At 59.6% G+C, this 22,261-nt stretch carries 23 protein-coding genes; 2 read left to right on the top strand and 21 right to left on the bottom strand.

Going from position 1 to position 22,261, the window contains the following annotated elements; genetic code table 11:
- Positions 1–16 precede the first annotated feature (16 nt).
- The 13 genes from C5L13_RS22325 to C5L13_RS22265 all read right to left on the bottom strand — a co-directional run bounded on the left by C5L13_RS22325 (position 17) and on the right by C5L13_RS22265 (position 12,756).
- Positions 17–784, bottom strand: a complete 768-nt coding sequence (locus C5L13_RS22325) for a 5-oxoprolinase subunit PxpA (protein ID WP_105385463.1) — start codon at positions 782–784, stop codon at positions 17–19.
- Positions 785–823: 39 nt separating this feature from the next.
- Positions 824–1,819, bottom strand: coding sequence for a 5-oxoprolinase subunit C family protein (locus C5L13_RS22320; protein WP_105385462.1), 996 nt, complete (start codon positions 1,817–1,819; stop codon positions 824–826).
- Positions 1,816–2,523: a 5-oxoprolinase subunit PxpB gene (gene pxpB, locus C5L13_RS22315; protein WP_105385461.1), complete on the bottom strand. Its 708-nt coding sequence runs from the start codon at positions 2,521–2,523 to the stop codon at positions 1,816–1,818. Before pxpB ends, C5L13_RS22320 begins: the two co-directional genes overlap by 4 nt.
- Positions 2,520–2,942, bottom strand: coding sequence for an acetyl-CoA carboxylase (locus C5L13_RS22310; RefSeq protein ID WP_105385460.1), 423 nt, complete (start codon positions 2,940–2,942; stop codon positions 2,520–2,522). Before C5L13_RS22310 ends, pxpB begins: the two co-directional genes overlap by 4 nt.
- Positions 2,939–4,330, bottom strand: coding sequence for an acetyl-CoA carboxylase biotin carboxylase subunit (gene accC, locus C5L13_RS22305; RefSeq protein WP_105385487.1), 1,392 nt, complete (start codon positions 4,328–4,330; stop codon positions 2,939–2,941). The genes C5L13_RS22310 and accC overlap by 4 nt, the downstream gene beginning before the upstream one ends.
- Positions 4,330–4,770 carry an acetyl-CoA carboxylase biotin carboxyl carrier protein gene (locus tag C5L13_RS22300; RefSeq protein ID WP_105385459.1) on the bottom strand — a complete coding sequence of 147 codons (441 nt, stop codon included), beginning with the start codon at positions 4,768–4,770 and terminating at the stop codon, positions 4,330–4,332. The genes accC and C5L13_RS22300 overlap by 1 nt, the downstream gene beginning before the upstream one ends.
- A 180-nt stretch (positions 4,771–4,950) precedes the next feature.
- Positions 4,951–5,781, bottom strand: a complete 831-nt coding sequence (locus tag C5L13_RS22295; RefSeq protein ID WP_105385458.1) for a carbohydrate ABC transporter permease — start codon at positions 5,779–5,781, stop codon at positions 4,951–4,953.
- Positions 5,778–6,656: a carbohydrate ABC transporter permease gene (locus C5L13_RS22290; RefSeq protein WP_105385457.1), complete on the bottom strand. Its 879-nt coding sequence runs from the start codon at positions 6,654–6,656 to the stop codon at positions 5,778–5,780. The genes C5L13_RS22295 and C5L13_RS22290 overlap by 4 nt, the downstream gene beginning before the upstream one ends.
- Before the next feature lie 70 nt (positions 6,657–6,726).
- A complete protein-coding gene (locus C5L13_RS22285; protein WP_105385456.1) occupies positions 6,727–7,995 on the bottom strand; it encodes an extracellular solute-binding protein in 1,269 nt (422 codons plus the stop codon).
- Positions 7,996–8,067: 72 nt separating this feature from the next.
- Positions 8,068–9,138 (bottom strand): ABC transporter ATP-binding protein, encoded by a 1,071-nt coding sequence (locus C5L13_RS22280; RefSeq protein WP_105385455.1) that lies wholly within the window; start codon positions 9,136–9,138, stop codon positions 8,068–8,070.
- 10 nt (positions 9,139–9,148) lie between these two features.
- Positions 9,149–10,660, bottom strand: a complete 1,512-nt coding sequence (arfA, locus tag C5L13_RS22275) for an arabinosylfuranosidase ArfA (RefSeq protein WP_105385454.1) — start codon at positions 10,658–10,660, stop codon at positions 9,149–9,151.
- A 131-nt stretch (positions 10,661–10,791) separates the two neighbouring features.
- Positions 10,792–11,721 (bottom strand): ArsR/SmtB family transcription factor, encoded by a 930-nt coding sequence (locus C5L13_RS22270; protein ID WP_105385453.1) that lies wholly within the window; start codon positions 11,719–11,721, stop codon positions 10,792–10,794.
- Positions 11,722–11,856: 135 nt separating this feature from the next.
- Positions 11,857–12,756 carry a LysR family transcriptional regulator gene (locus C5L13_RS22265; protein ID WP_105385452.1) on the bottom strand — a complete coding sequence of 300 codons (900 nt, stop codon included), beginning with the start codon at positions 12,754–12,756 and terminating at the stop codon, positions 11,857–11,859.
- A 101-nt stretch (positions 12,757–12,857) separates the two neighbouring features.
- Here C5L13_RS22265 and C5L13_RS22260 point away from each other — a divergent pair, with 101 nt between their 5' ends.
- On the top strand, positions 12,858–13,478 hold the full coding sequence (locus C5L13_RS22260) for an NADPH-dependent F420 reductase (RefSeq protein ID WP_105385451.1): 621 nt from the start codon (positions 12,858–12,860) through the stop codon (positions 13,476–13,478).
- Positions 13,479–13,695: 217 nt separating this feature from the next.
- Here the strand turns inward: C5L13_RS22260 and C5L13_RS22255 are convergent, their stop codons facing one another.
- Positions 13,696–14,601, bottom strand: a complete 906-nt coding sequence (locus C5L13_RS22255; RefSeq protein WP_105385486.1) for a LysR family transcriptional regulator — start codon at positions 14,599–14,601, stop codon at positions 13,696–13,698.
- Positions 14,602–14,709: 108 nt separating this feature from the next.
- On the opposite strand from C5L13_RS22255, the gene C5L13_RS22250 reads away from it, so the two are divergent.
- Positions 14,710–15,582, top strand: a complete 873-nt coding sequence (locus tag C5L13_RS22250) for an SDR family NAD(P)-dependent oxidoreductase (RefSeq protein ID WP_205836871.1) — start codon at positions 14,710–14,712, stop codon at positions 15,580–15,582.
- 92 nt (positions 15,583–15,674) lie between these two features.
- Here the strand turns inward: C5L13_RS22250 and C5L13_RS22245 are convergent, their stop codons facing one another.
- The 7 genes from C5L13_RS22245 to C5L13_RS22215 all read right to left on the bottom strand — a co-directional run bounded on the left by C5L13_RS22245 (position 15,675) and on the right by C5L13_RS22215 (position 22,138).
- The gene (locus C5L13_RS22245) at positions 15,675–16,760 is read right to left on the bottom strand and encodes an ABC transporter ATP-binding protein (RefSeq protein WP_105385450.1); all 1,086 of its coding nucleotides are present in this window, start codon (positions 16,758–16,760) and stop codon (positions 15,675–15,677) included.
- A 16-nt stretch (positions 16,761–16,776) separates the two neighbouring features.
- On the bottom strand, positions 16,777–17,142 hold the full coding sequence (locus tag C5L13_RS22240; RefSeq protein ID WP_407070458.1) for a cupin domain-containing protein: 366 nt from the start codon (positions 17,140–17,142) through the stop codon (positions 16,777–16,779).
- Between the two features lie 31 nt (positions 17,143–17,173).
- The gene (locus tag C5L13_RS22235; RefSeq protein WP_105385448.1) at positions 17,174–18,265 is read right to left on the bottom strand and encodes a Gfo/Idh/MocA family protein; all 1,092 of its coding nucleotides are present in this window, start codon (positions 18,263–18,265) and stop codon (positions 17,174–17,176) included.
- A gap of 2 nt (positions 18,266–18,267) precedes the next feature.
- A complete protein-coding gene (locus C5L13_RS22230) occupies positions 18,268–19,095 on the bottom strand; it encodes a carbohydrate ABC transporter permease (RefSeq protein ID WP_105385447.1) in 828 nt (275 codons plus the stop codon).
- Positions 19,092–20,054, bottom strand: coding sequence for a carbohydrate ABC transporter permease (locus C5L13_RS22225; protein WP_245571429.1), 963 nt, complete (start codon positions 20,052–20,054; stop codon positions 19,092–19,094). The genes C5L13_RS22230 and C5L13_RS22225 overlap by 4 nt, the downstream gene beginning before the upstream one ends.
- A 30-nt stretch (positions 20,055–20,084) precedes the next feature.
- Complete coding sequence (locus tag C5L13_RS22220) at positions 20,085–21,338, bottom strand: ABC transporter substrate-binding protein (RefSeq protein WP_105385446.1); 1,254 nt, start codon at positions 21,336–21,338, stop codon at positions 20,085–20,087.
- Between the two features lie 137 nt (positions 21,339–21,475).
- The gene (locus C5L13_RS22215; protein WP_105385445.1) at positions 21,476–22,138 is read right to left on the bottom strand and encodes a GntR family transcriptional regulator; all 663 of its coding nucleotides are present in this window, start codon (positions 22,136–22,138) and stop codon (positions 21,476–21,478) included.
- Between the last annotated feature and the right edge of the window lie 123 nt (positions 22,139–22,261).

The following is a 22,261-nucleotide window of genomic DNA, read 5'->3' as shown; positions in this document are numbered from 1 at the left end:
CGCGGGCGGGCATGTGTCAGCTGGCGAGTTGGGCAGCAGGTGCAAGGGTTGCGCCGGTGGCTTCGATCTCGCTGCGCACGAGGCGTGCAAGCTCAAGGGAACCGGGTGTGTCGCTGTGAACAAGGATCGAGCGCGCCGGCATGGCAATGACCGTGCCGTCAATGGCTTCGACGGTACCTTCAAGAAGAAAACGGCGTACGCGCACCCGCACCGAAGCTTCGTCCTTGACCAGGGCACCGGGCAATCCGCGGGCAACCAGCTTGCCTTCGGCATCGTAGGCGCGGTCGGCCAGAAACAGAGCCAGCGTCTTGAGCCTGGCGCGCTTTGCCGCTTTCTCGATCTCGCTGCCTGAGGTCACGAAAACCACAAGATTTCGATCCACCGCCGCAATGGCGTCCATCATCAGATCGGCAAGCACCGGATCGCGATTGACCATGTTGCCCATGGCCGCATGAAAACTGAAATGGCCGACGTTCACCCGCTCGCTTCTGGCGATCGCCATCAGGGCGCCAAGCTGATACAGCATCTGCTGGCGCAATTCATCAGGCTCGAACGGCATCTCCCGCCGCCCGAAGCCCGGGCGGTCCGGCAGGCCCGGATGAGCGCCGATGCCGACGCCGTTCTGCTTGGCCAGCCGCACCATACGGGCCATAGTATCCGGATCGCCTCCGTGGAAGCCGCAGGCGATATTGGCCGAAGACACGACCTTCATCATCGCCTCGTCGTCGCACAGCCGGTAAGGGCCGAAACCTTCGCCCATATCTGAATTCAGATCGATCTCCATCACCTGCTCCGTTTGGTCGGCCCGTTATCTCAACTCGACTTAAGCCATCGCCTTCAGGGCGCGCTTGATCTGTCCCGATGTACGGCGCACGTCCTCGATATAGCTCGCCACCGCCTGTTCAATTGCACGCGCCTCGGCGTACGACGACCGAACGAACTGCAGGCGTGTGCCGATTCGAGCCTGTCCGAGCCGCCACAAATCACATTCGATGACGCCCACGATCTTGGGATATCCGCCTGCCGTGTTTGCATCGCTCATCTGCACAATCGGTTCGCCGCCAGGTGGAACCTGGATCACACCCGGTACGACGCCATGGGAGCGCATTTCCACAATCTCCATCGGCACGACGGGATCGCCGGAAAGGCGATAGCCCGTGCGATCGCTGCGGGAGGAAATCCGCCAGGTCTGGCTCCAGAACGCTTCGCCATCGCCGACAAACAGCTTATGCTCGCCAGCCGGCAGAGCGCGGATCAGCAAAGAGCCGTCGGCGGACCGCGGAAAGAATTCAAGAAGCGCGACAGCCGGTTCGACAACCCCGAGGCCTGACGCCGGTATCGGAAGAATACCGGCTTCCTCCCCGACCGCGATCCGATCGCCTTTTTCCAGGGGACGGCCGGCATTGCCTCCGAAGTTGCCGCGAAGCGACGTACTGCGCGAACCCATGATGCAGGGCACATCCACGCCGCCACCGATGGCGACATAGGCACGCGCCAGCTTGGGTGGCTGCTTCAGCTCAAGAACCTGCCCGACCTCTGCATTATAAGCGCACCATGGAAGTAACTCGATCCCGTCCAGCAGCGGGTTGCCGTCGGTGCCCGACACCACGAATGCCGACCGGCGTTTAAAAATGAGGCGGAACGGGAAGGTCTGGATTTCAAGCGTTGCCGCCCCCTCGGCATTGCCGACGAGAATATTGCCGATCTTGACTGCGAGCGGGTCCATTGCGCCGCTGGCGGATACGCCAATATCACGATAACCGGGACGTCCGAGGTCCTGCACGGTATTGAATGGACCGGTCTCGACAATCTCGATCACAACTCGATCCTCGCTGGCAGGAAACGAACCGTATCGCCCGGGGCCATCATGGCGGGCGACGCCGACGTCGGGTCGAACATCTGCATTTCTGCAAAGCCGATCGAATTCCAACCATTCGGGCCGGTAAGCATCGCCACACCTGTCTGCATGCCACCGATGGTCACGCAGCCCTTCTCCATCCTCAGTGATGGAACCGTTTTTCTAGGCATGTAGATGCGCGGATCAAGACCGTGCAGATAGCCGAAGCCAGGCGCGCTGCCGAGCGCGAACACGCGGTAGGTCGCCTCATGATGGATACGGACAACGTCCCGATCACTGAGGCCGGACAAATCGCAAAGCGCCGGCAAGTCGGTTGCGTGCTGACCACCATAATGGACCGGGATCTCTATGGTCTTTCCCTTGAGGTCGATGCTGAGGGCACTGTCCCACGCTTCCAGCAGCCGGTCGACAACGACATCAGGGTCCTCCGGCGTCTCTTTTAGGATCGCCAAAAGGTTGGTCATCCCGGGGATGATTTCCGCGATATCGGGCCAGCCTTTTACCGTCTGGGAAAGGGCCCAGATCCGGCGCTGGGCAGCGAGGTCGAAATCTCCGGGCGCTTCAAGCAGGAAGGACCTCGAGCCGATCGATGAGACGCGTGCGCGGGCTTTTGTCGAGGATAAGATTTCGCGCTGCAGGGCGTGGCCGTTCGATGGAGCGATCATGATTGGACCTCGATCTCGAACAGGGGAGCGCCATATCCAACCATCGCGTCCACTTCTGCAAGCAGCCTGGTGACGGTTCCGGAACGGCCCGCGGAAACGGGTAGGAGAACCGGCCCGACGCGGATAAAACCGAGGACCTCGGTTGCGCAAATCGCGCGCGGCAGAGAACTGGCCTCGGCAGACCCCGATAGGTGCGCAACGCAAAAATATCCCGCCAGCGGAGCCCTGACGAGAACTGGGGAAACCGAACCGGGTTGAACCGACCTATTTGATCCGATCTTCGCTTCGCCCGCACCGGAAATAACGATACGAAGCTGACCGGAAGGCGCCGAAATCTCGAGGCCGGCCACGCTCGCAGCGGTCAATGCATCGGTCAGGAATGCGATGGTCGCCGGATCGCTGAAATCGATCGCGCTCATTGCGCTCCCCGCTGCTTTAACCATTGCTCGAGATAATGGATATCCGTCTCGCCGCGTCCGAAAGCCTCGTCCTCAAACAGCGCGCGCACCAACGAGAGGTTTGTCGCAATTCCACCAATTCGGGTTCGGGAGAGCGCCTCGCGCATTTTCGTCATCGCCTCGGCGCGGGTTGGCGCATGAACGATCAGTTTGCCGATCAATGAGTCGTAGTAAGGCGATACCTTGTAGCCTGCATGGATATGGGTATCGACCCGAACGCCGTCCCCCTCTGGCAACACGAGATCGCTGATTACGCCCGCCGAGGGCAGGAAATTGTCTGGATCTTCGGCATTGATGCGGCATTCGAATGAATGGCCCTCGCACTGGACATCCGCTTGGCTCATCTCCAGCGGATTACCCTGCGCCGCCTTGATCTGCGACTGCACGATATCGAGCCCGCTCGTCATCTCGGTGACAGGGTGTTCGACCTGAAGCCGCGTGTTCATCTCGATGAAATAAAACGCGCCATCTTCATAAAGGAATTCGAAAGTCCCGACGCCACGGTAGCCGACCTGCCGGCAAGCCTGGACGCAAGCCAGACCGACCGGACCGATAACCTCGGGCGCGATGCCTGGCGCAGGCGCCTCCTCCACGACCTTCTGATGGCGGCGCTGCATTGAGCAATCGCGGTGCCCGAGCCAAACGGCGTTGCCATGGATGTCGCACAGAACCTGTATTTCGATATGACGGGGATGCTGGAGAAACTTCTCTATATAGAGAGAGGGCGAGCCGAAGGCCTGCCGCGCCTCTTCGCGCGTCAGCGCTATGGCTTCATGCAATCGCGCTGCCTCCTGGACAACGCGCATGCCGCGCCCGCCTCCGCCGCCAGCCGCCTTGATGATGACCGGATATCCAATTTCCAGGGCAATCCGCTCAACCGCCGCCGGGTCATCCGGAAGCGCCGTATCCGGGCCGGGCACGCATGGCACCCCTGCCGCCATCATCGCGCGCTTTGCCGAAATCTTGTCGCCCATGGTCGCGATCGAAGACGCATCGGGCCCGATGAACACCAGGCCCGCCTCCTCGACCGCCTTGGCGAAGTCGGCATTCTCCGACAGAAATCCATAGCCCGGATGGATGGCCCCTGCCCCGGTCAGGCGAGCGGCGAGCAGAAGAGCATCCCTGTTCAGGTAGCTTTTCGCCGCGTTCGACGGCCCGATGCAGAGAAAGCTGTCGGCCGTCCGGCCGTAGGGCGCCTCGCGGTCGGCCTCGGAGCATACCGCAACCGTCTTCAAACCGAGTTCGTGACAGGCGCGCTGGATACGAACTGCGATCTCTCCACGATTGGCGATGAGCACCGTATCGAACCGTTTGTACGGAGGCGGAGCCTTGTCGAGCGATCCGGGCATCATGCAATCTCTGCCAGCACGGCGCCGGTCTCCACTTCTCCGCCGTCGATTTCGGTCAGGCGCATGATCCGACCGGCGCGAGGCGCGGTTATCGTGTTGAAGACCTTCATCGCTTCGATGATGAAGAGTGTCTGCCCCTCCTCCACCGTGTCACCAACCCCGATGAACGGCTCCTGCCCTGGAGCTGGCGACCGATGCAGAACACCGAAGACGGGCGCCCTTACCGGAAAAGCCGGAGCTTGCCCGTCTGCAGAAGATGCGTCGCGACCTGACACGACGGTGTCCGTTGTTTCCGGTGCCTCCGACGCCGGCGTGGCCGATGCCCCCTGACCCGGCGTCCGAAAAATCCGAACCGTCACGTCCTTCTCTGTGACCGTCAGTTCGGTAATGTTCGATCGGCCGACAAAATCGATCAGCGTCTTTATTTTCGACAGGTCCATGAGCGTGCTCGGTATTTCGCATCCTGCTGACAACGCCGGAATATCCGGCTCGTAATCAGTTGCATTCTTCCGTAACACGATGACCCCCACGATGGGGTCAGACGAACTTTTGATGACCGGCGTTCCATGCCTCGTCGGCCGCTGCAGATCGCCCAGCCATGCCGATACTGCCGCCTGCTTCTAGCCTTTGACGCCGGAGGAGATCATGACCGCCTCGGTGACCCTTTTCTGGAATATCAGGTAGGCAAAAGCGACCGGCATCGCGCCCAGCAGCGCAACCGACATGAGGCGGGCATAGAACACACCGAATGCGTCATTGACCTGAGTAATCCCCACAGGGATCGTCATCATATCCTCTGTCGTGACCGCAAGGAACGGCCAGAGAAACTGGTTCCACGCCATGATGAAGGTGATGATGGCGAGCGCGGTTGTGATGCCCCAGTTAAGCGGCAAGTAAATTTTGAACAGGAGCGTATAATCTCCCCCTCCGTCGAGAACCACCGCTTCGCGCATTTCCTTAGGTACGGCATCGAAAAACTGCTTGTAGACGATGATCACCACCGGAACGATGAGCTGCGGCAGGATGATGCCGGCCCAGGTGTTGATAAGCCCGAGGTCGTTCATCAGGATAAACTGGGTGACGACGAGTGCCTGGGACGGCACCATGAAACTGGCGAGCACAATGCCGTAGAGCAGACGGCGACCGGGGAAGCGCAGCTGTGAAATCGCGTAGGCGCACATCATGCCCGTGACTATGACGGTCACGGTTATGATCATCGCGGTGCCGATCGAGTTGAAATACCAGTTGAGGATGTTCGAATTCCAGAGGATGTCGGCGTAGGCGCCGAGATTGAATTCGTCCGGGATCACCCCCGCATCATTGGAAACCACACGCTCCTCTGTGCGGATCGAGGTGATGAACGCCCAGTAGAGCGGGAAAATCCACAGGGCGGCAGCCAGGAAAGTACTGATGGTCAGTACCGCATTTTCGACCTTGCGGATGTTTCTCATCGGCGTCCTCCGGCTCGCAAAATCTGAAACTGCAGCACTGACAACACTGCGATAACCACAAACAGGATAAGTGCGATAGCCGAGGCATAACCGCCATGATTGAGCTGAAAGGCCTCACGATAGACCATCAGCAGCAGGACATAGGAAGAGTTGAATGGGCCGCCGCTGCTGAGAAGGTAGACCTGATCAAAGATCTTGAGCTGCAGGATGAGTTGCAATGTGAGCACCAAAGCGGTGACCGGCCAGAGCAGAGGCCAGGTGACCCTGGCAAAAAGCTGCCATCGCGTCGCGCCATCGAGTTGTGCCGCCTCATAATAATCCTTCGGGATATTTCGGAGGCCAGCAATGAACAACAGGATGTTGAACCCGTTCGTCCACCAGATCGTGACGAGCGCTACCATGGGCATTACCCAATAGGGGTTTTTGAAGACGGGGACCGGCTTGCCGTAGAAGAACGATATGACAGGTTGCAGGACCCCGAACTGGAAATCCAGCATCCAGGTCCAGATCTGCGTCACGACGGAGACCGGCAGAATATAAGGCAGAAAGAAGACGGCGAGCGCAAGCGCCTGCAAGGAGCCGCGCAGGCGCGTGATCATGAGCGCGATGCTCAGCGCCAGGGCCGTCGTCGGAATGACCGTCAGCAGGATAAAGTAGCCGTTGTTCTTCAAGGACGTGAAAAACAGCTTGTCGGTCAGGAGCCTTTTGAAATTGTCGAGCCCCACCCATGCCCCCGGGCCGATCAGCGGTGAATTGGTCAGGCTGAGCTCGACGAGGCGGATAGCGGGATAAAGAAAGACTAGCACAAAGATAAGCACAAAGGGTGCTACCAAGGAAGCTGCGACCGCCACCTCTCTGCGCCGGTTTGTAAGCATTGCCACGTCTGGAACCCTCCTCAAGGAACAGAGGGCCGCGTCCTTGAAGGACGCAGCCGCTCTCATTCCGTCACTTCAGTGCATTCGCGAGGTCCGCCTTGACCTGCTCAGCGGCCGCCAGAGGTTCGGCATAGCCGTGAATGGCCGGCGATATGACGTTGATCGCCGCGTCATAGGCTGGCGAAGCAACGCCAGCGATCGGCGAGCGCGGATCGTAAGATGCCGTGCCGGCCAGCGCCGAATAAGTAGCGTTCGGTTCCATCTTCTTGAATTCGTCGCTCTCAGCAACCGACTTGTAGGCCGGGATGTGACCTGCATCGGCCCAGGAGATGGCGTTCTTTTCCATCCAGCCGATGACAGTCATGACCGCCTTGCGCTTCTCAGGCGACATACGGTTGTTCTTGGCAAGCGCAAAGGCGTGCGAGTCGGCCCAGGTGGTCTGGGCTCCCATCAGCTTCGGAACCTGCACCGCACCCCATTCGAAACCGAGCGTACCCTTCTTCTTGAGGTCAACCATGGTCGGCACTTCCCAGACGCCGTTCAGCATGAATGCAGATTTGCCCGAGGTGAACAGAGCGACCGAGGCCTCGTATGCAGCCTGTTCCGGTTGCCATCCGTTGCTACCCCACTTGGTCATCACTTCGATGGCTTTTGCAGCCTTTTGCAAGTTCTCGCCGGGCAAGACCTCGTCGCCGGCGATCAACTCGCCCCCTTGCTGGCGAAGCAAGGTATAGAAGACGCGGTAAGTACCTCCGTCGTCACCGGTCGCGTAGGTGACCGGCGCCTCGGCCCCCTTTTTCTTGGCAATCGCCAAAGCCTCCTCGAAATCCTTGAGGCTTTCGATGCCCGTCAGCTTTCCGTTTGCATCCAGAAAGCGCGAGCCTTCCAGATAGGTCTTGTTGTAGTAAAGGACGATGGAATGGATATCGAAAGGCACGGCATAGAGCTTGCCGTCGTCGCTGCTGGCAGCCTTTACCGATGCCCCGAAGAAGTCCTCCTTGCTCAAGCCTGCATTTTTGAGATCCTCATTGGTGATCTCCTCCAGCACACCCTCCTCAAGACCCAGTGGCATGCGCGACAGATGATATGTCATTATGTCCGGGCCCTGGTTCACGGCAACGGCTGTGCGTACCTTGGTGTAGTAGGGAATGCCCCATTCCAGCGTCGTGCCGGTTATCTTGATATCAGGATGCTCCTGGTTGAAGCGACTGATCAGCGCCTTCATCCGCACACCGTCACCGCCACTCAGGAAGTCCCACCAGGTGATGTTCTCCTGCGCGAAAGCCGGCATAGCCATCAACGCGATAGCACCCGCCGCAAGTAATTTTCTGTATCGCATAACAGTCTCCTCCACCGTTCATGCCGCCAATCTCCTGATCGGCGGCGGTTGAAACCACTCCACGTCGATCCGTCAGCGCAGCCGAATTCCGTCCTCGCCGAAAACAAGCACCTCCCCGGCATCGGCCGTGAGCGAGATGGTCTTGCCATCCAGACTTTCGCGCCGACCGCGGGTTTCCACGATGATCTCCTTGCCACCGGCTACTCGTGCATGAAGGTAAGACACTCCCCCAAGGTCCTCCTCCATCTCGACCGACGCCTTCAATCCATCGCCGGAAATATGAAGATGCTCCGGCCTTAGCCCGATTTTCACTTGGGTTCCCTCGCCCACATCGGCGCGCACATTTGCCAACAACTCCGTGTCCAGACCGGTCAAACCAATCCTCAACATGTCGCCCTGACGCCCCGACACTCGGCCATCGAGGAAGTTCATCGCCGGTGAGCCGATGAAGCCACCGACGAACTGGTTATCGGGATCGTCATAGAGATCGAGCGGCCTTCCGGCCTGCTGCAGACGACCGCGCTTCAATACGAAGATGCGGTCGGCCAGGGTCATCGCTTCCACCTGATCGTGGGTCACATAGATCATGGTGGCGCCGATCTGCTTGTGCAGTCTGGCAAGTTCGATGCGCATCTGGACGCGCAGTTCCGCATCGAGGTTGGACAACGGCTCGTCGAACAGGAAGACCTTCGGCTGGCGCACGATGGCCCGGCCAATGGCAACCCGCTGGCGCTGTCCCCCAGACAGCTCCGACGGTCGTTTCTTGAGGTGCTCATCAAGATGCAGGATGCGAGCGGCCTCGTGCACCATCTCCGCGACACGAGCCTTTGGGGTCTTCTTGAGCCTCAGGGAGAACGCCATGTTCTCAAAGACCGTCAGATGAGGGTAAAGCGCGTAGGACTGAAAGACCATCGCGACCTCCCGTTTGGCGGGCTCGAGATCCGTGACATCGCGCCCCTCGATCGAAATCGAGCCGCCCGACGTATCCTCCAATCCCGCGATCATCCGAAGCAGCGTTGACTTTCCGCAGCCCGACGGGCCAACAAAGACCGCAAAGTTGCCTGTCGGAATCTCGATGTTGACATCGTGAACTACCCCGACGGTCCCGAAACTCTTGCTGACATTCCTTAAGGTAACTCCCATGGCTTCCCCCTCAGCCGACCCTCAGGCGCAGCACATGGTAGGAAAGCGGCGCAAGCGAACCCTTCACCTTCCCATCCTCGACACCGACGCCTGAACCCTTTTTCGGCACGACGTGGTCCGGCTTGTCGGGACCATTGGTATCGTTGAGGTCGTAACCCTCCATGGCATGGTGCTCGACGAGGGTGAGGTTGCCAAATCCGGTGAGCCCGACATCGAGCTCGGCCTTTTCGGTGAGATGACGGTTCACGACGAAAAGCGTGAGCAGGCCGTCGTCGCGATTGTTCACGGCCGCGACGTCCAGATAGGAGACATCGTCGGCCACGCTGCAATCGTAGGTCGGACCGTCGACAGCGACACGCAATGCTTCACCGCGCCCGTAGATCGATGCGAACCTGTAGGGATGGTAAATCGTCTGGCGCCAGGCCGGACCATTCTTTTCGGCACGGATGGGCGCGATAACATTGACGAGCTGCGCGATACAGGCAATTCGCACCCGGTCGGAGCGGCGGATGAACTCGTTCAACAGCCCGGCAACAAAGAGGGCGTCCTCGAAATTGTAGGTTTCCTCCAGGAGTGCCGGGGCCTCCGGCCAGTCCCAGGTTCGCCAACGGTGACTGTCTTCTTCGCGAATGTGATACCAGACGTTCCATTCGTCGAAGCAGATATGGACGTCGTTCTTCGCGCGTTTTTTCGATTTCACATAATCGATCGCACCTGCGATCGTCTGGATGTAGCGGCCGGTCTCTTCGATCTTGCCGAAGTAGTTGAGCGTGTCCTTGCTCTTGTTGCCGAAATATTTGTGAAGCGAAATGTAGTCCACGTTCTCGTAGCACTCTTCGAGAACTTCGCGCTCCCATTCCGGATAGGTCGGCATTCCATCGTTCGAGCTGCCACATACGATTGCTTCGATCGAGCTGTCGAAGCTCTTGAACGCTTTCGCTGTTTCATTGGCGAGCCGTCCGTATTCGACGGCCACCTTGTGGCCGACCTGCCAAGGACCATCCATCTCGTTTCCGAGGCACCACATTTTGACGTTATGGCCGTCGTTCTTGCCGTGCGAGCGACGCAGATCGCTCCAGGCCGTCCCGGAAGGGAAGTTGACGTATTCCAGGAAATTGCGGGCATCGTCGAGACCGCGTGAACCAAGATTGACCGCCAGCATCATTTCGATACCAGCCATCTGCGACCAATCGGCGAACTCGTTGATGCCGATCTGATTGGTCTCCTTTGACCGCCAGGCGAGATCGAGCCGGACCGGGCGCTGGTCACGCGGGCCGATACCATCCTCCCATCGATAGGCCGATACAAAATTTCCGCCCGGATAGCGTATCGCCGGGATGTTCAGGTCTCGCACGAACGAAAGTACGTCCTTGCGGAAGCCGCGCTCATCTGCCTGGGGGTGACCAGGCTCGTAGATGCCACCATAGATCGCGCGGCCCATATGCTCGATGAAGGCGGAATAGAGCCGCTCATCGATGTCGCTGATCTTGAAATCCCGATGAACGGCTACGCGTACCTTCATGCTGACTGCTCCGTATATCTGACTGAACGATATAGATCGTATTTTCAGATATAGTTTCGAGCCGGCATCGGAAAGTCAATGAGAAAGAATGCTGCGACGCAACACATGATCAAGGCAATGCGCGCCGCTGATCACCCTGCGGTCTTCAAACGAAGAATTATGTCTTGATCGTAGTTTCCAAAGCCCCGGCCAAAAATATTGATTCCGCCGGGATGTTTTCCGTCCGCCTTGACCTCGACCCGCAGGCGAATGGACCGATGCTCGTCGAGCTCGAGGTCTTGCGCATTCACATCGGAAATCCTGTAACCATCCACAAAAGTCCCACCGGGCCCGACGGTCCACGTCTTCAGCATCCCGTACTGAGATCCCTTCAGCTTCCACCAAGCCGGCGTATAAGTGCCCCGCCGATCGCCGAAATCGCCGGGCGAAGTCCATACGCCAATCTCCCGACCGTTGATGGACAAGACGATGTCCGACGGCCAGTTTGCCAATGTGCCCGGCACTTCGGAGCTGACTTCCATCACGATCTCAAGCCGCTCGATGCTATCGCCGCGCAGTTTGGCGTTGTTTGGAAACTGATATTCCACAAACCCGCTGGTGAACCAGAGCAGGCTTGCTTTCATCCGCTCAGGATCCATGAAAGTCTCGGGCACGTCGAGAAGACCCAGAACGCCTTCGACAGAGCAAATTCCGCACGGGCCGGTGACGTTGTTGTTGGTGTAGAGACCAAGCGGCATCGACACCTCGATCACGTCCGAGGAGAGGGCCTGTGTCGTCGGATGGAAGGTGACGATGAGCTCATCATAGACAGCGAAACAGATCTTCTGGTTCCCTTTGCGGGCCTTCTGCATCTCAGTCCGTACAAGACCGGCTTTCTCTAGGACCTGAAGATGGGCGGAAACGGAAGATTGCGGCAGATCGGACACCTCTGCGAGATCGTTGACATTTATCCCGGGCCGTCTCGACAATTCCTTTAGAAGCTTCACTCGCGCGAGCGATGAAATGCCTTTGATCGCAGCAAGATCTTTCTCAGGATCGATAACCAGAAAGTTTGAACTCATCCGTCCGTCTCGTCGTAATTGTTCGACTGTATCGGATTTTCCGATACAGTTCTAGAGCAAATACGGTGTTCGATCATGGATGCGGATCACCAACGAGGCGCATGCCGGGAGGCTGCGAAAGAGGCGACGACGAGCCTATGACCGCCCGCCGCTGGATTTCAATCCGGCTGCAATGGCATCCAGAACCACCCTGATGCGGTTCGGCACGAACTGTCGAGAAGGATGCAATGCGTGGATGGGCAGTGAAAGCTTGCGCCAACCGGCGAGTACCTCGACCAAACGGCCAGCTTCGATGTCCTCGCGGACCAATTGGGTGGGCGCATAAACAATGCCTGCTCCTGCAAGAGCTGCCACACGCAGTGCTTCGCCATTATCGATCTCGATATTGCCACCTACGTCGACCGTGAAGCGTCCCGCCTCGTCCTCAAACGGCCATTGGTCCCGGGGCACCAGATTGAGGTTCAGCACACACCGCTTGTCTCTGAGCTCCTGCGGGTCTTCAGGCTCACCGTAGACGCCAAGATAAGACGGCGCTGCGCAACAGACGAAGTCATAGGTTCCAATGCGCCGCGCAATCATCGAGCATGGCTGCAGGTGCCCAATCCGAATTGCAAGGTCAAACCCTTCAGCGACCAGATCCACATTGCGGTCGCTCAGTTTCATCTCGAGTACAAGCGACGGGTGTTGCCTCGCAAATTCCGCGAGGATGGGCGTAATTTCCTTGATACCAAGCGTGGTGGGCGCGCTTAACCGGACACGGCCAGAAAGTGTGCCGGCTTCGGGACTGGCGATCTCGGCGAGTTCCTCCAGCTGTTCGATTACCTGCATCGCCTTCAAGAGGAAATTCGACCCGACATCCGTCACGCGTTGCGTGCGTGTGGTACGCTCGATCAGTTTAATGCCGAATTCATCCTCAAGCGTTTGAATGCGCCGTCCGACCATCGCCGGCGACACCTGCAGTCGCCGGGCAGCAGCCGCAAAACTGCCGGACGTTGCCGCCGCAATGAAGGTGCGAAGATTTTCAAGGTCCGGCATTCGATACATTCTTGCAATATTGAAGATACATTTCCGCCAATTATCATCATAATCGGACCGAGCTACTTTGTCTCCATTGAAACCCGACGGAGACGTAGAACATGAAAACTGCAATCATTGGACTTGGAAACATGGGCCGTGGTCTCGCACGGCGGCTGGCTGGTAGAACTAACCTCGTCCTTGCCTCTCGCAACGAGGCCGATGCCGCGGGCTTGGCGGCGACGCTCGGGGTCGAATGGTTGGCTATCGCTGAGGCGATAGCGGTCGCCGACATTATCATTCTCGGCCTTCCCTATTCGGCCGCTCTTGGCTTCGTCTCCGATGCGAAGATTGATGGCAAAATTCTCGTCGATATCAGCAACCCGCTCAAGGAGGACTTCTCTGGATTGACGATTGGCCACGACACCTCAGCTGGCGAGGAAATTCAGAAACGGGCGGACGGCGCTGAAGTCGTCAAGGCCTTTAACACCATCTTCGCGGAGATCTTCGACGCACCGCGACAGGCAACCGCAAACGTTCCGGTTTTCGTTGCGGGTAATACCGCGAAAGCTGTCGAGGCCGTGGAACAGCTTGTCATCACCGCAGGCTTTGCCGTCGAAAATGCGGGCGCGCTCGATGCGGCCAGGTTGCTTGAACCCGTTGGCATGCTCAATATCCGCCTTGGTTACGGGCTCGGCCGCGGCACTGCTATCGCGCCGGCCTGGCTTAAGATCGCCGCTTAAACCGCGAGGTTTGCCCACTGGCCTGCCGGCACGACAGCGCTTGTTTTCAGCGTTGCCGTGTCGGCAGGCATTTTTCCGCCGCGGTGTCTTCGTAGACTATCTTATTCATCGCGACGCTTGACCGTACATCAGGTTGCGCGCCATCGCTTTGCGGCTGGAGGGCGCCGAGCGATGTCACAACGGGGACCGCTGCAACATACATTGGCTCAGAGCACCTTCAACGCGCCCGCAGCACCTGCCTCGCCAGATCGATAAACGCGCGCAGTTTCGGCTGGGCTTGGGCACGCCTAGGAAAGTACAGGAAGAGGCCAGGCGTCGTCGGAAGGAATCCTTGGAGAACACGGACAAGATGGCCATCAGCCAATTCACCGTCCACGGCAATATCGGCCACATAAGCGAGGCCGAGGCCGGCCCGTGCCCAGGAAACGAGCAGCGCACCGTCATTGACGATCAGGCTGCCGGGCGGGTCGAGCGAAAAGCTTCGGCCATCGCGTTCGAATTCCCACCGATAGACCGCGCCGGAGCTCGGAAACCGATACCGAATTGCCTCATGATCGGTCAGGTCTTCTGGCGTCTCCGGCCGACCGTGAACGGCCAGATAGGCAGGGCTCGCCACGACCGACCAGGCGATATCACGGGTCAGGCGCACCGCAACCATGTCGCGCTCGATATATTCGCCGATGCGGATGCCGGCATCAAAACCGCGCTCGGGTAGGTTGACCGTCGCATCTTCGACCGCGACTTCGATCGCAATCTTCGGATATGCGCGTCTCAGCGCAGGTACGACGGGTTCGACGACCAAGGGCACTGCCATGCGCGGCACGGTCAGGCGCAACAAACCCGACGGCTCATGCGCGGCGGCGGCCGCCTCGACCGCGGCAACGATCTCCATGGCAGCGGGGGTGGCGCGCGCCTGCAGTGCCGCCCCAGCCTCCGTCAGGCCAACACGTCGCGTCGTGCGGATGAACAGGGGCGTGCCGAGCTTCGCTTCGAGCGCCTTCACTGCCTGGCTGACGGCAGCCGGCGAGACACCCAGTCGTGCCGCAGCGGCGGTGAAACTGCCCGCCTCCGCTGCAGCGAGGAAGGCCGAGAGGCCGTAAAATGGATCCGGTCGCAGGTTCATGCGCCGATTATAAACCAATACTTAAAAATGCTGAAAGCACACCGCTATTTTTTCAGGGAGCCGCTGCGGCTAGGCTCCTCTCATCGAAAGACAAGAGAGGATAAGGGCATGACGGAAGCGATCACATCAGAGACAATGGTTCTGCCACGCCGGCACCTTCTGACCGGCATGCTTGCTGCTGGCGCAATGGTTGGAACGGAGGTTGTCACGACGCCAGCATTTGCGCAGGCACCTCGTATCCTGGAGGGCAAGGTCGCGATTGTTACTGGAGGAACCTCGGGTATCGGCGCGGCAACTGTCGGCGTCCTTGCAAAAGCGGGGGCGAAGGTTGCTTTCAACGGCCGGCGTGAAGCTCTCGGGCGCCAGGTGGAGAGCCGCCTTCGAGCCGCCGGCGGCGACGTGGTCTATATCAGATCGGACGTGCGCGAGGCACAACAGGTCGAACGCTTCGTGGCCGAGACACTCGAGCGCTACGGTCGCCTTGACATTGCCTTCAACAATGCTGGTATCGACTTGCCGCCGGCGCCGATCGCGGACACCGACATCACCGGTTTTGATGACCAGATTGCCACCAACTTGCGCGGCGTCTTTCTCGCAATGAAGTACGAGCTGCCGCATCTCGTCAGCTCCAGAGGCGCGGTAATCAACATGGCCTCGATCGGCGGTCGGCACGCCTTCCCGAACATAGTCGCCTACGGCGCGTCGAAAGCCGCTGTTATCCACATGACTCGGGCAGCAGCCCAGGAGTACGGAAAGCGAGTGCGCATCAATGCCATAGCCCCCGGGGCGATCGAGACGCCTATGCTCGGGCGGGTACGGCGCGACTGGAAGGTGACGACCGAACAACTCGTTGCCCCCTACCCTATGGGCCGGGTCGGCACGCCGGAAGAGGTGGCGTCTCTGGTTGTCTTCCTCGCCAGCGACGCGAGTTCCTATATAAACGGGCATGTCATCGGGATCGATGGCGGTGATCTTGCCTAAGCTCGTTCAATCCACCTCGTTCCATCGGATTGGATGAAGGACGCCATCACCGTATGCCGGTCATGGCGCGTTCGAACAGAAATGCGTCAACCTCAGAGATCTGTGGGCGATTGACCGCACGCGAGACCTGTCTTTCCGTCGAATAGGTGCTCCTTTCCTGGCAGGATCGAAAGCGAAACCCGCATGCCTGGGCGTAAGGAAACGCGCTCGCGCAACACCATGGTGATGTCCTTTCGACCGGATCGAAGAACGACCTGTGTCTCCGCGCCAGTTGGCTCCACGACGACGACTTCGGCATCGAAACCGTTATCGTCCAGCGCAATATGTTCGGGCCTAATGCCGTAGATCGCCGGCTGGCCCGCGGGCGGGACGGCCGACCTGCCCGAAAGCGGCATCGCCATGCCATCCCGGCTGCGAAAAAGCGGCTGGTCGCCGGCTTCGATCGTCCCTTCCCAGAGGTTCATTGCCGGCATGCCGATAAAACCGGCGACGAACGTCGAAGCGGGACGATCGTAGATATCGAGCGGCGCACCAACCTGCTCCACCAGCCCTTTGTTGAGGACGACGATCCGGTCAGCCATGGTCATCGCCTCGGTTTGGTCATGGGTGACATAGATGGTGGTGATCTTGAGCCGCTGGTGCAGTTCCTTGATCTCGGCCCGCATCGCGACACGCAGCTTGGCGTCGAGATTGGAGAGGGGCTCGTCGAACAGAAAGACCGCCGCCTCACGAACGATCGCACGCCCCATGGCAACCCGCTGTCTCTGGCCGCCGGAAAGCTGCCGCGGGCGCCGGTCGAGATAGGGTTCGAGAGCCAGTATCCTGGCGGAGCGATCGACCCGCTGCGCGATCTCCGCCTTGTCGACACCGCGCAGCTTCAGCGAAAAACCCATGTTCTCGGCCACGGTCATATGCGGATAAAGAGCATAGTTCTGAAAGACCATCGCGATGTCGCGATCCTTCGAGGGAAGATGGTTGACCATGCGGCCGCCGATCGAAAGCACTCCCTCGTTGATAGGCTCCAGTCCCGCAATCATTCTGAGAAGTGTGGATTTACCGCATCCCGATGGGCCGACCAGGACGATGAATTCTCCATCCTGGATATCGACATCCACGCCGTGAATGACCGGCAGCGCGCCGTAGGATTTTCGGATATTGCTGAGCGCTACAGGCGCCATGATCTCTCTCCCGCCCTCAAGCCGTGCTTGCGTCTTCGTGGTTGACCGCTGTTCGTGTTCCCGATGAAAAAATGATCAGCGCAAAGAGCGGCTCGGAGCCCAGCGCCCGCGCCCAGTGGCGCACGTTGCGCGGGATCCGGATGGCATCGCCCACATCAAGTCTGTAGACGGCGTCACCCAGCTTGTGTTCGCAGGCGCCGGAGAGGACGTAAAGAATCTCCTCGCAATCGGGATGGGAATGCAGTGCATTGCGCTCACCGGGATTGATGAGGCAGGTGCCGAACGTCATCTCGGCCCCGGGAGCAGCTTCCGCGGTGATCTTCCAGTTCAGCTCCCCCCAGCTGGTCTTTACGACCTCCCCGTCCAGCCGCTTCGAAATCATGTTGTCTTCCGACATAGGTTTGACCCGCCGTTTAAAGGGTTGCGACGACACCGGCATCTGTGTGCCGGTAGAATTCGAAAAGCTTCATGATTTCCCGCGCCACGCCGAGCGTGCCCTTGGTTATCTCGCCGCCGGACAGGATCGCGTCGGTGAGGTGCAGAATCTCCGGCACATAACCGAGGTAGAAAAGATTGTTGTTGTAAAGCTGCCCAAGCGAATGCTCCGGCTCGTAGATGAGAGCGGCATGCTCGTCAGGCTGAATGAAGCTTGCCGCACGCCCGTAGGAGGGCAGCGAAGCGCGCCGGTAGACGGTCAGCCGGCTGCCGTTGTCGACGATGGCATTGGCGCCCTCGCCGATGATTTCCACCCGCTCGAACAGGCTGGCGCCCGACTGGCCCGCCGTAAAATGGAGAGTACCGATCGCACCAGAGCGGAAACGGATATTGGTGACCGTTGCGCCGTTGCGGCCTTCCCACTCATAGCTCACGCGCTCGATCGGCCCGCCGAGATAGTGAAGGATCGCCGCCGGATGATAGATATGGTCGAGGAAGCTCTGCATCTTCACCAGATTGGAGCGCTCGCCAAGCGGCGGCAGGCTCTGCGGATAGCGCACGTTGATCGAGGTCAGCGGCCCGAACTCGTCTGAATCGATGAGGTCGCGAAGCTTCTCGATGGTCGGGAAGAAGGTTTTCTTCAATCCGGTCATCACCATCCGACCCGCGTTGGCGCTGGCCGCATCGAGGGCGTCGATTTCGGCAAGGCTAGCCGCGGTCGGTTTTTCCATCCAGACATGCGCACCGGCCGCCAGTGCGTCGAGCGCCAGACCTGTCGCCTGCACGCGCCCGTCCGGGTGATAGGCGGTCACGAGGAAGACCAGATCGGGCTTTTCCTTCTCAAGCATTTCGTGATGGTCCGTATAGGCGCGCTCCCCGCCAAACAACCGGGCGAACTGGCTGGCGCGATCAAGGTTCAGATCGCAGACCCCGACCAGATCGATGGGCGCATAGCGGAATGCGGGATAAACGTTACGGTATGCGTGTCCGCCTGCCCCGATAAAGCAAGCACGGATGCGCCGCTCGTATTCGAAGTTGTAGCGGATTTCGCGCTGGACGTGATGTGGCATGGTCAACCCTTGATGGCCCCTTGCGTCAGGCCCTCGGTAAAGCGGCGCTGCGTCAGGATGTAGAGAAGGATGATGGGCAGGAAGGAAATCACCGTCCCGGAAAACACCAGGCGGTATTCAGATGAATAGGTGCCGGCGAAACGGACGAGACCGAGCGGCAGCGTCTGCACTTGAGGACTGATCAGCACGACCAGCGGCAGGAAAAAGTCGTTCCAGGTGGAAAGCGCGGAGATGATGATCAGCGCCTGTACTGCGGGAGTAGAGATCGGCAGGAACACCTTGGTCAGAATCTGCAGGTGGGTGGCTCCGTCAACCTTGGCCGCTTCCACCAGTTCGTCCGGCACATTGGTGAAGAAGCTGCGCATCAGGAAAATGCCGAACGGAATGCCGTTACTCACCTGCGCAAGTACGATGCCGCTCAGCGAATTGACCAGGCCGAGCGCCGTCAGCACCTCGTAGAGCGGAATGACGATTGCCTGGATAGGGATGGTGAGCCCGAGGATGAAAGCGTAGAACAGCCATTCGCGCCCCGGAAAGCGGATCTTCGACAGCGCATAGCCTGCAGGCGTGCATGTCAGGAGCGTGAGCGCCACCACGCCGGCGAGGTTGAGGAAGCTATTGCCGATCAGTTCGCTGAAACCGCCGATCTGCCAGGCATCCTGATAGTTGCGCCACATCAGATTGGCCGGCAGGCTGAGCGGGTCGGCCTGGCCGATCTCGATCTCGCTCTTCAGGCTGGAAACGATCAGCCAGGCGAAGGGTGCGAGCACCAGCAGCAATACCGGAGCGAGCGCGACCACCGTCGGCCATTCACGTTTGTGCATCGTCATCGGCTGAGCCTCGCACGCCACTTGTTGAAGACGACGGTGATGGTGATCGCCAGCACGCTGAGCAGGATGCAGAGCACGGCGGCAAGGCCGTGGTCCTGGGACTGGAATGCCAGCCGATAGATATATGTGGTGATCAGTTCGCTCTGATAGAATGGTCCGCCATTGGTCATGACGAACACCGTTGCAAAACCTTTCAGGCCGTTGATCATCGCCAGCGACATCACGAAAGTCATTACTTCCCGAAGCCCCGGCAGCGTTACGTAGACGAGCTTCTGAAATGCGCTTGCCCCGTCAACCTCAGCCGCATCGTAGAGCGACGGGTCGATGTCCTGCAGACCGGCGATGAAAAGCAGCATGTAAAGGCCGAAACCCTGCCAGGAACTGGCGACATTGACCGAGAAGAGGACAAGCGAGGGATCGGAAAGCCAGCCCTGGGTCCAGCCGCCGAGGCCGATCGCGACGAGGCTGGTATTCAGAAGCCCGAAAAACGGATCGTAGATATTCGCCCAGATCACCCCGACGACCGCCAGCGAGACCAGATGCGGCAGGAAGAACGCCGTCCGGAAGAACACCTGGCTGCGCCGCAGCCGGGCAATTGCGAGCGCCAACCCGAGGCCGAGACCACCGGCCAGCACGACGTGGTAGACAAGCCAGAGCAGTGTCTGCCAGAGACTCTGCCAAAGGATCGGATCGGCGGCAGCCTTGCGGTAGTTCTCAAGACCGACAAAGCCGGCGTCGGTGTTGAAGCCGTTCGAATCCGTGAAGCTCAGCCAGAACGTCACTGCAATCGGAAACAGCGTGAAGACCGCATAGACCGCCAGAGCCGGTGCCATAAGAAGGAGCGCCGATCCGGCGCCGTCTCCGGCGAGCCGGACATCCTCCCGGCTGCGTCCGGCGCGGGAACGGGCGGCATTGCCCCGCCCGGCCCCGGCCATGCTTTCGCTTTTCGCCATGTTCATTCCGTCATGCTCCGCTTAGGTGCGGTGGCGCTATTGCGCCGCCGCCATCTTCGCCTGGATCTCGGCCATGCCCTGCTCGCCGGTGATCTGCGCCGAGATCAGCCCCTGGATCACCTGGAAATACGTGTCGAGCACGGAACCGGGCAGATAGACGCTCGGATTGTAGCCGACCCCTTTTGCGGCAGCGGCGAAGATGTCTTTCAGGACCGGCGTCGGCGGCTCGATCCCTGGCAGTTCGCGTGGATAGATCATCGTGCTCGCGGCATGCTGGGCCCGCTTCTTCATCACCGCATCGGAAAGCATGAAGTCGATCCACTTCAGCGCCAGTTCCGGCTGCTTGGAATTGGCCGGCAGCAGCCAGCTCCAGCCGACGCCGCCGGTCGGCTTGCTTTCACCGGCAAGGTCGGACGGCATGGGCGCATAACCGGCATTGGCAAGATCGTAACCGGCCTTGCGGGCGTTGGCCGTAAACCAGGGGCCTGCCACGAACATTGCGGCCCGCTTCGTGAACCAGAGCCGCGATGCGCCTTCGAGATCAAGGCCGGCCATCTCCTTCTTGATCAGCCCGGCATCGACCAGTTCCCGTAGCCTAACGGCACCGGTCACCATGGTAGGATCGGTCCATGAAAGCTTGCCGCCCACCGCCTTTCCGACCGCCGCGGTGCCGCTCGCAGATTGCAGCAGGTTACCGAAGAGGTGTCCGGCACTGCCTGTCGTGCGCGGTCCGATCGCCAGCGGCTGGACGCCCGCGGCATCGATCTTCTTCATCAGCGTGACGAAATCCTGCCACGTCTTGGGGATCGCCCAACCCTTTTGGGCAAACATGTCCTTGTGGTACCAGACGCCGAGCGCATCCAACCCATCGGGCACTTCGTAGATCTCGCCACCGAACTGGCCTTTCAGCTCCGTGTAGAGCCAGGGATAGATCTTACCCTTCCAGCCGCGATTTTCGTACTGGGCCGTGAGCGGCGCGACCAGCTTGGCATTCTTCACCACCGTGATGCGGCCAATGCCGGAATTGGTCAGAACCACATCAGGCCCCGCATCCGATTGCAGCGCCGCTTGGACCGCGCCATTGCTGATCGTTCCCGTCGGCGGAATGAACTCCACCTTCACGCCGGGATTTGCGGCCTCGAAATCGGCCTTGATGCCTTTCCAGAGTTCGGCGATCAGCGGTTCGGTGATTTGCTCCGGCCCCCACATCTTGAGGGTCTGCGCCTTCAGATCACCGGCTACGGCGAGCAATGCGGCAAAGGCTGCGCCGCGTAGAAGCATATTCATCATGTTCTCCTCCTCCAGGCACGCCGCTACTCCTCAGCGTCGCCTCTCCCTTGCCTCCCCGCGGAAACGCGGGACGTGCCGCATTTCCGATCCGGCCCCCAAAGAGCCGAATTCCCATGCTAGAACGGAACCTGCCGGCTCTAGCGTGCGTCATCATCCCTGAAACGCCCCAGCACGGCCTGCTGTACGTCGCTGATATGCTCGCGCATCAGAGCCGAGGCAGCAGCCACATCGCGAGCGCGCAGCGCCTTGAGGATCTCGTCGCGCTCGGTTGCGGCCCGTTGCGCCAGATCGCGGCTCTCATTCGCAATCGTTCGGCAGACCTGGATCTGCATCGCCAGCCGGGACAGGGTTTCAATCAGCGCGGCATTGTCGGAACGTTCCGCGATCGTCTCGTGAAACTCTCTGTCGCGCACCCCATAGGTTTGCATATCCCCCCGCTCCAGCGCCGCAACCGCTTCGTCGAGAACCCGTTCAAGCCCCGCAATATCGCGATCGCTCATCCGCGGCACGGCAAGCTCCACGGCAAAGCACTCGAGCGTCTTGCGCAATTCGTAGAGGTCCTCGATCTCCTTGCGCGAGAAGCTTCGCACGAAGAAGCCGCGATAGGGCTTGATCTCGATCAGCCCCTCCTTGGCCAGCGTACCGATCGCTTCGCGAAAGGGGGTGCGGCTGACCTGCAATTTCTCCGTCAGCGCCTTTTCATCGATAGACACTCCGCTCGGCAGCTCTCCGGAGACGATGAGGCGGACGATTTCCTCGTAGATCCGTTCGCGAAGCGTGAGGTGGCGAGGCGCATTCATTTTCAAATTCCATCTGGCGTCGTTGGCATCAATATGCAATATTCAGGAAAATATACAATATGCAAAATTAGGTTTCGCCCGAAATTCATACCGGGAGGCGGGCGTCTGCTGGGAGGAGAGGGA

Source organism: Neorhizobium alkalisoli (assembly GCF_002968635.1).
Classification (GTDB): Bacteria; Pseudomonadota; Alphaproteobacteria; order Rhizobiales; family Rhizobiaceae; genus Neorhizobium; species Neorhizobium alkalisoli.
This window is presented reverse-complemented; position numbering and strand designations above follow the sequence as displayed.

Bases quoted from the DNA above. Each gene is read 5' to 3' on its own strand.
- C5L13_RS22235 (WP_105385448.1), bottom strand. From the start codon at position 18,265: ATGCCACATCACGTCCAGCGCGAAATCCGCTACAACTTCGAATACGAG.
- C5L13_RS22295 (WP_105385458.1), bottom strand. From the start codon at position 5,781: ATGAGAAACATCCGCAAGGTCGAAAATGCGGTACTGACCATCAGTACT.
- C5L13_RS22290 (WP_105385457.1), bottom strand. From the start codon at position 6,656: ATGCTTACAAACCGGCGCAGAGAGGTGGCGGTCGCAGCTTCCTTGGTA.
- C5L13_RS22215 (WP_105385445.1), bottom strand. From the start codon at position 22,138: ATGAATGCGCCTCGCCACCTCACGCTTCGCGAACGGATCTACGAGGAA.
- C5L13_RS22220 (WP_105385446.1), bottom strand. From the start codon at position 21,338: ATGATGAATATGCTTCTACGCGGCGCAGCCTTTGCCGCATTGCTCGCC.
- C5L13_RS22245 (WP_105385450.1), bottom strand. From the start codon at position 16,760: ATGGCGCCTGTAGCGCTCAGCAATATCCGAAAATCCTACGGCGCGCTG.
- C5L13_RS22325 (WP_105385463.1), bottom strand. From the start codon at position 784: ATGGAGATCGATCTGAATTCAGATATGGGCGAAGGTTTCGGCCCTTAC.
- C5L13_RS22240 (WP_407070458.1), bottom strand. From the start codon at position 17,142: ATGATTTCGAAGCGGCTGGACGGGGAGGTCGTAAAGACCAGCTGGGGG.
- accC (WP_105385487.1), bottom strand. From the start codon at position 4,330: ATGCCCGGATCGCTCGACAAGGCTCCGCCTCCGTACAAACGGTTCGAT.
- C5L13_RS22270 (WP_105385453.1), bottom strand. From the start codon at position 11,721: ATGAGTTCAAACTTTCTGGTTATCGATCCTGAGAAAGATCTTGCTGCG.
- arfA (WP_105385454.1), bottom strand. From the start codon at position 10,660: ATGAAGGTACGCGTAGCCGTTCATCGGGATTTCAAGATCAGCGACATC.
- C5L13_RS22280 (WP_105385455.1), bottom strand. From the start codon at position 9,138: ATGGGAGTTACCTTAAGGAATGTCAGCAAGAGTTTCGGGACCGTCGGG.
- C5L13_RS22255 (WP_105385486.1), bottom strand. From the start codon at position 14,601: ATGAACCTGCGACCGGATCCATTTTACGGCCTCTCGGCCTTCCTCGCT.
- C5L13_RS22230 (WP_105385447.1), bottom strand. From the start codon at position 19,095: ATGACGATGCACAAACGTGAATGGCCGACGGTGGTCGCGCTCGCTCCG.
- C5L13_RS22300 (WP_105385459.1), bottom strand. From the start codon at position 4,770: ATGGACCTGTCGAAAATAAAGACGCTGATCGATTTTGTCGGCCGATCG.
- C5L13_RS22225 (WP_245571429.1), bottom strand. From the start codon at position 20,054: ATGAACATGGCGAAAAGCGAAAGCATGGCCGGGGCCGGGCGGGGCAAT.
- pxpB (WP_105385461.1), bottom strand. From the start codon at position 2,523: ATGATCGCTCCATCGAACGGCCACGCCCTGCAGCGCGAAATCTTATCC.
- C5L13_RS22260 (WP_105385451.1), top strand. From the start codon at position 12,858: ATGAAAACTGCAATCATTGGACTTGGAAACATGGGCCGTGGTCTCGCA.
- C5L13_RS22310 (WP_105385460.1), bottom strand. From the start codon at position 2,942: ATGAGCGCGATCGATTTCAGCGATCCGGCGACCATCGCATTCCTGACC.
- C5L13_RS22285 (WP_105385456.1), bottom strand. From the start codon at position 7,995: ATGCGATACAGAAAATTACTTGCGGCGGGTGCTATCGCGTTGATGGCT.
- C5L13_RS22265 (WP_105385452.1), bottom strand. From the start codon at position 12,756: ATGCCGGACCTTGAAAATCTTCGCACCTTCATTGCGGCGGCAACGTCC.
- C5L13_RS22250 (WP_205836871.1), top strand. From the start codon at position 14,710: ATGACGGAAGCGATCACATCAGAGACAATGGTTCTGCCACGCCGGCAC.